Origin of the sequence: Methylobacter marinus A45, assembly GCF_000383855.1 — a bacterium.
Lineage (GTDB): Bacteria > Pseudomonadota > Gammaproteobacteria > Methylococcales > Methylomonadaceae > Methylobacter > Methylobacter marinus.
The window spans coordinates 3,729,452-3,735,703 of sequence record NZ_KB912877.1 but is presented as its reverse complement, the minus strand read 5'-3'; the positions used below and the strand labels follow the sequence as shown (position 1 = coordinate 3,735,703).

Annotated in this window: 2 protein-coding genes; both read right to left on the bottom strand. The window is 65.3% G+C overall.

Going from position 1 to position 6,252, the window contains the following annotated elements:
* On the bottom strand, positions 1-5,847 hold a 5,847-nt coding region (locus tag METMA_RS27580; RefSeq protein WP_020160422.1), incomplete at its 3' end, for a non-ribosomal peptide synthetase.
* On the bottom strand, positions 5,844-6,252 hold a 409-nt coding region (locus METMA_RS25885), incomplete at its 5' end, for a phosphopantetheine-binding protein (RefSeq protein WP_232216377.1). The genes METMA_RS25885 and METMA_RS27580, both read right to left, overlap by 4 nt.

The following is a 6,252-nucleotide window of genomic DNA, read 5'->3' as shown; positions in this document are numbered from 1 at the left end:
GCCGATGGTGACGCTGGCCATTTCTGGGTTGTGTTTGACGTAGGCGGCCGTGCAGGAGACGGTGGCTTCGGTGGGGCCGTAGGTGTTGACCAGTTTGGTTGGCTTATCGGGCCAGAGCGCTTCCCAGGCTTGCAGCTTTTGCGGCGACAGCGCGTCGCCGGTCACGTTGAGCAATCTGACGCCGGCCAGTTGTTCGCGCGCCTTGTCCGGCGAGCGTTCCCATTCCGCCACCAGGGTGTGCCAGTGCGCGGCGGTCAGGTGCACGAAGGTCGGGCGTAGGTCGCTGTCCATGCCGAACAGCCGCTCGCTCGGCGCCAGCGTCGCCCCGGACAGCAGCGCCGGGAAGATCTCTTCGACGGACAGGTCGAAATTCAGGGAGTTCTGCTGCAGGACGGTATCGGCGCCGGTCAGCTCGAACACCTCGGCCGCCCCCAGGGAATAATTGACCAGGGACTGGTGTTCGATCATCACGCCCTTGGGCTGGCCGGTCGAGCCGGAGGTGTAGATGACGTAGGCCAGGTGCCGTGGCGTCAGGCCCAGCGCTTGCGGGTCCAGGTTAGCGCCAGGCTGTGCCGCCCAGGGCGCCGGGTCGGCGTCGAGCAGCAGGCGCGGTACCGCCGGCGCGCAGTCGGCGAAGCGCGCGGCCAGCCCGCTTTGTATCAGCAGCACCGCCGGGGCGCTGTCGGTCAGCATGTAGGCCAGTCGTTCCTCGGGATAGGCCGGGTCCAGCGGCACGTAGGCGCCGCCGGCCTTGAGAATGGCCAGCAGGCCGATGATCATGTCCGGCCCGCGCTCGGCGCAGATCGCGACCCGGTCGTCGGGGCCGACCCCCAAACCGCGCAAATGGTGCGCCAGCTGGTTGGTTTTGACGTTGAGCTCGGCGTAGCTCAGCCGGCCGCCGTCCCATATCAGGGCATCGGCCTCGGGTGTTTGCAGCGCCTGCGCCTCGAACAGTTCGTGGGCGCAGCGGTCCTTGGGATAGTCGGCCTGGGTGGCATTCCAGCCGTACAGCACCTGGTGGCGCTCGGCATCCGGCAGCACGCCGAGCCGGCCCATATCTGTGTCCGGTGCGTTTTCCAGGGCGCTGATCAGGTTTTCCAGCGCCGTGTGCATCAAAGCGCACAGCCGTTCCGGCGCCACCGGCGGCAGGGTTTGCGCGATCAGCGAGAAACCTTCGCCCAAATCGTCCACATCCAGTCCGATCGGGTAATTGGTGCGCTCTTCGCCCGCCAACAGGACTTCGATGCCCTGCCAGGCGACTGCGTTGTCCGCCGAGTCGTCGTCCTGGCTGTGCCGGTAGTTGAGCAGCGCGCTGAACAACGGCGCCGGCGCCTGTACGCCGCTGCAGCGTTGCGCCAGGCTCAGCGGCGCATGTTCATGATGCAGCAGGCTGGCCAGCCGACTCTGCACTTCACGGACCTGTTCCAGGACGCTGCCCTGGGCCAGCCGCACTCTCAGCGGCAGGGTGTTGATGAACATCCCCAGCACCCGGTCGCCGCCCTCGCCGCCCTGCATGCGCCCGAACAGCAGCGTGCCGAACACCACGTCATCGCGCCCGGAGGTCCGCGACAACACCATGGCCCAGGCCAGGTGAAACAGGCTGGCGGCGCTGATGCCCAATGTCTTCGCCTGTTCCCGCAGCCGGCGCGCCAGATCCGTGGCGACGTCCAGCCTGGCTTCCTGAATCCGGCTGCCGTCGCCCAGGACGTCGAGCAGGCCGAACGGCGCCGTCGGCTCGTCGACATCGGCCAGCATGTCGCGGAAGAAGGCTTCGTGCTCTTCCGGCTTCATCCCCAGCCGCGCCTGAGCGACAAAGTTGCGGAACGGCAGCGGCGCCGGCAGCTGATTCCCCTGTCCCTGCAGGTGTGCCCTCGCCTCTTCCATCAGCAATGCCAGCGCGGTGTGGTCGGACACCAAATGGTGCATCATCAGCAACAACAGCCAGCGGTCGTTGGCTTTATCATAGGCGGTATAAACCCGCATCAACGGCGCCTGGCGCACATCGAAGCGGTAATGTCTCGGATGGTAACGTTCCGTCAATTGTCCGGCCACATCGCCCGCTTCAGGGTCCAGGATGACCTCCTCTACGCTCAGCGAAGCCTGGCGCCACACGATCTGCACGGGCTCCGGCAATCCCTCCCAGGCCACGGAAGTGCGCAGGATATCGTGCCGGTCAATCACCGCCTGCAGCGCAACCACGATCTCTTGCAGCCGCTCGGCGCTATCGAAAGCCAACAAAGAGGGCAAGAGGTAGGCGTCCCCTTCGGACTCCATCAAATGGTGGAACAGAATGCCTTCCTGTAGCGGCGCCAGCGGATAGATATCCTGCACGTTGGCCGCCCCGCCCGGCACGGCGGCCGTGATGCGGTCGATATCGGCCTGCGACAGGGCTACCAGCGGCAGCATGTCCGGGGTAATGGCCGTCGCATCGGCCGGAATAGCGTTAGGCGGGACCATGACCTGCCGGGAATCGCCGCCGACTGCGGCAGCCAGTCCGGCCAGCGTCGGTGCGGCGAACAAGGCCTGCACGTCGGCGTTCAGTCCGGCCTGGCGCATGCGCGCAATGAGCGACACAGCCAGCAGGGAATGTCCGCCCAGTTCGAAAAAATTGTCGTGGCGGCCGACCTGCTCGACCTTGAGCAGCTCGGACCAGATGGCGGCTAAAGCCTGTTCGGTCTCGCCTTGCGGCGCCTCATACTCACGTGCGCCATAAGCATCGCCCTCCGGTGCCGGCAGAGCTTTCCGGTCCAGCTTGCCGTTGGCGGTCAGCGGCAGCGCTTCCAAGTGCACGAAGGCGACAGGCACCATGTATTCGGGCAGGGTTTCGGCCAGGTGCGCGCGCAGGCTGTCCGCCGCCACGTCGGCGTCGCCGGTGTAATAAGCCACCAGCCGTTTGCCGCCGGTGCCGTCCTCGCGGGCCAGCACCGCCGTTTCCCGCACCTGCGGATGCTCGGCCAGCCGGGCCTCGATCTCGCCCAGCTCGATGCGGAAGCCGCGGATCTTGACTTGGAAATCGTTGCGGCCGAGGAACTCGATACTACCATCCTCCAGCCAGCGGCCCAGGTCGCCGGTCTTGTACAGCCGGGCTTCGGGATCGTCGCTGAACGGATCTTGGATAAAGCGTTCGGCGTTCAGCTCGGGCCGGTTCAGGTAACCCCGCGCCAGTCCGGCGCCGCCTACATACAGCTCGCCCATGACACCGACCGGAACGGGTTCGAGATGAGAGTCCAGCAGGTAGACGTGGGTGTTGGCGATGGGCTTGCCGATCGGCGGCAGGCCTTCTTTTCCGGCCGGCACCGGGCAGGAGGTCGAAACCACGCTGTTCTCGGTGGGGCCGTAGTTGTTGACCAGTTCGAACGGCAATCCGGCCGGCGGATAGCCGTGCAGCCGGTCGCCGCCGGCCAGCAGGCAGCGCAGGGCCAGCTGTTCGGGCCGGGGGGTCGTCAGCATCAGTTCCGCCAGCGGCGTCGGCATGAACGCCACCGTGATGCGATCGTCGGCCAGCCGTTGCCACAGCGCCTCCGGCTGGCCCAGCAGTTCGGGCCGGACCAGGTGCAGGCTGGCGCCGGCCAGCAGGTACGGCCAGGTTTCCCAGGCGCTGGCGTCGAAGGCCAGGCCCGCCAGTTGCGTGGCCCGGTCGGCGGCGCTCACCTGGAACTGCCGGTTGTGCCAGCTGACCAGGTTCATCACGCCGGCGTGCGGCACCATGACGCCCTTGGGCTGCCCGGTGGAACCGGAGGTGTAGATCACATAGGCCAGATGCGCCGGAGTCAGGCCCAGCGAGTACGGCGGCAAGTTCGTGTCCGCCTGTTCGGCGATCTTGCGCCAGTCCCGGTCCAGCGCAATCACTTGAGCTTTCGTGGCCGGCAGGTGCTTCTTAAGGTGCTCTTGCGTCAGCAGCACCCTGGGCGCTGCATCGTTCAGCATGTAGGCCAGCCTGTCTTCCGGATAGGCCGTATCCAGCGGCACGTAAGCGCCGCCCGCTTTCAGGACGCCCAGCAGCCCCACTACCATTTCCAGACTGCGCTCCATGCAGATCGCAACCAAAACGTCGGGGCCTACGCCTAAACTGCGCAAATGGTGCGCCAGCTGATTGGCTTTGATGTTGAGTTCGCCATAGGTCAGTGCCTGATCCCCGAACACCACCGCCATGGCATCAGGTTGCCGGGCGGCCTGGGCTTCAAACGGTTCGTGCAGCAATTGCTCTTGCGGATAATCGGCCCGGGTGGCGTTCCAGTCGTAAAGCACCTGACGGCGCTCGGCCTCCGGCAGCACGCCGATCCGGCCCATGGCGGTGTCCGGTGCGCTTTCCAGGGCGCTGATCAGGTTGTCCAGCGCCGTGTGCATCAGGGCGCACAGCCGTTCCGGCGCCGCCGGCGGCAGGGTTTGCGCGGTCAGCGTAAACTCTTCGCCCAGATCATCCACGGATAACACGATCGGGTAGTTGGTGCGCTCTTCGCCCGCCGACAGGGCTTCGATGCCCTGCCAGGCGGCGGCGCTGTCCGCCGGCGCGGCGGACTGGCTGTGCCGGTAGTTGAGCAGTGCGCTGAACAGCGGCGCCGGCGCCTGTACGCCGCTGCAACGCTGCGCCAGGCTCAGCGGCGCATGTTCATGGCGCAGCAGGCCGGCCAGCCGGCCCTGCACGTCACGGACCTGTTCCAGAACGCTGCCCTGGGCCAGCTGCACGCGCAGCGGCAGGGTATTGATGAACATCCCCAACGTCCGGCCGGCGCCCTCGCCGCCCTGCATGCGCCCGAACAGCACCGTGCCGAACACCACGTCGTCGCGCCCGGAGGTCCGCGACAGCACCGCGGCCCAGGCCAGATGAAACAGGCTGGCGGCGCTGATGCCCAGGGTTCGGGACTGTTCCCGCAGGCGTTGCGCCAAATCCGTGGCGACGGTCAGTCTGGCTTCCTGAATCCGGCTGCCGTCGCCCAGGACGTCGAGCAGGCCGAACGGCGCCGTCGGCTCGTCGACATCGGCCAGCATGTCGCGGAAAAAGGCTTCGTGTTCTTCCGGCTTCATCCCCAGCCGGGCCTGCGCGACAAAGTTGCGGAACGGCAGCGGCGCCGGCAGTTGCTCCGCCCGGCCCAACTGGTGCATCAGGATCTCCTCCAGCAGGATGTCGATCGTGGTGTGATCGATCGCCAGATGGTGTGTCAACAGCAACAGCAACCAGCGCTTTTCCCTGGGGTCATAGGCGGTGTAGCCGTTGATCAGCGGCGCCTGGCGCACGTCGACGCGATAATGTCTCGGATGGTAACGTTCCTGCAGCTGTTCGGCCGCCTCGCCGGCTTCAGGGTCGATGACGACCTCCTCGATCGCCAGTTTCGCGGAGCGCCAGACCACCTGTACCGGTTCCGGCAGGCCTTCCCAGGCCATGGCCGTGCGCAGGATATCGTGACGGTCGACTACCGCCTGCAGGGCGCTCAGGAAACTGTCGAGGCGTTCGCGCGTGTCGAACGCCATCAGGTACGGCAGCAGGTAGGCATCGCCTTTGGACTCCATCAGATGGTGGAACAGAATGCCTTCCTGCAGCGGCGCCAGCGGATAGATGTCCTGCACGTTGGCCGCCCCGCCCGGCACCGCGGCCGTGATTTGGTCTACATACTCAGGCGCCAGATTCAATAATTGAGAACTGTCCAGGGAACCAGCAACAGGCTTGTTGGCGGCGATGGGACCGTTTAACTTTAGAAACTCAATCAAAGCGGGCTTGGTATCACGCAACTCGGCAAGTAATGAGGGGGCTAATGCCTGTTTTTTTCCAAGAATGACCAACTCGTCATTTTCGATAGCGAGTGAGAGGTTTCTCTCGCTGAGTTGCTGTAATAGCGCGTCAATTTTCATATTCTGATCTCCATAATTTGTTCTTCTTCCACGGCTTCGGCCAGTTTGGCCAGCGTTGGAGCGGTAAATACCACTCTCACGTCCGCGGTTAATCCCTTCTGTCCCATCTTTTCAATCAGTGATATCGCTAACAAGGAATGTCCCCCCAGTTCAAAGAAATTATCGTGCCGGCCGACCCGGTCGATCTTGAGCAGTTCGGCCCAGATATCCGCCAGAGCCTGTTCGGTCTCGCCTTGCGGCGCCTCATACTGCCGCGTTTGCAGGGCGCCGGCATCGGGCGCCGGCAGCGCCTTGCGGTCCAGCTTGCCGTTCGGGCTCAGCGGCAGCGCGGCCAGATGCACGAAGGCGGCGGGCACCATGTAGTCGGGCAGCGTCTCGGCCAGATGCGCGCGCAGACTGTCCACC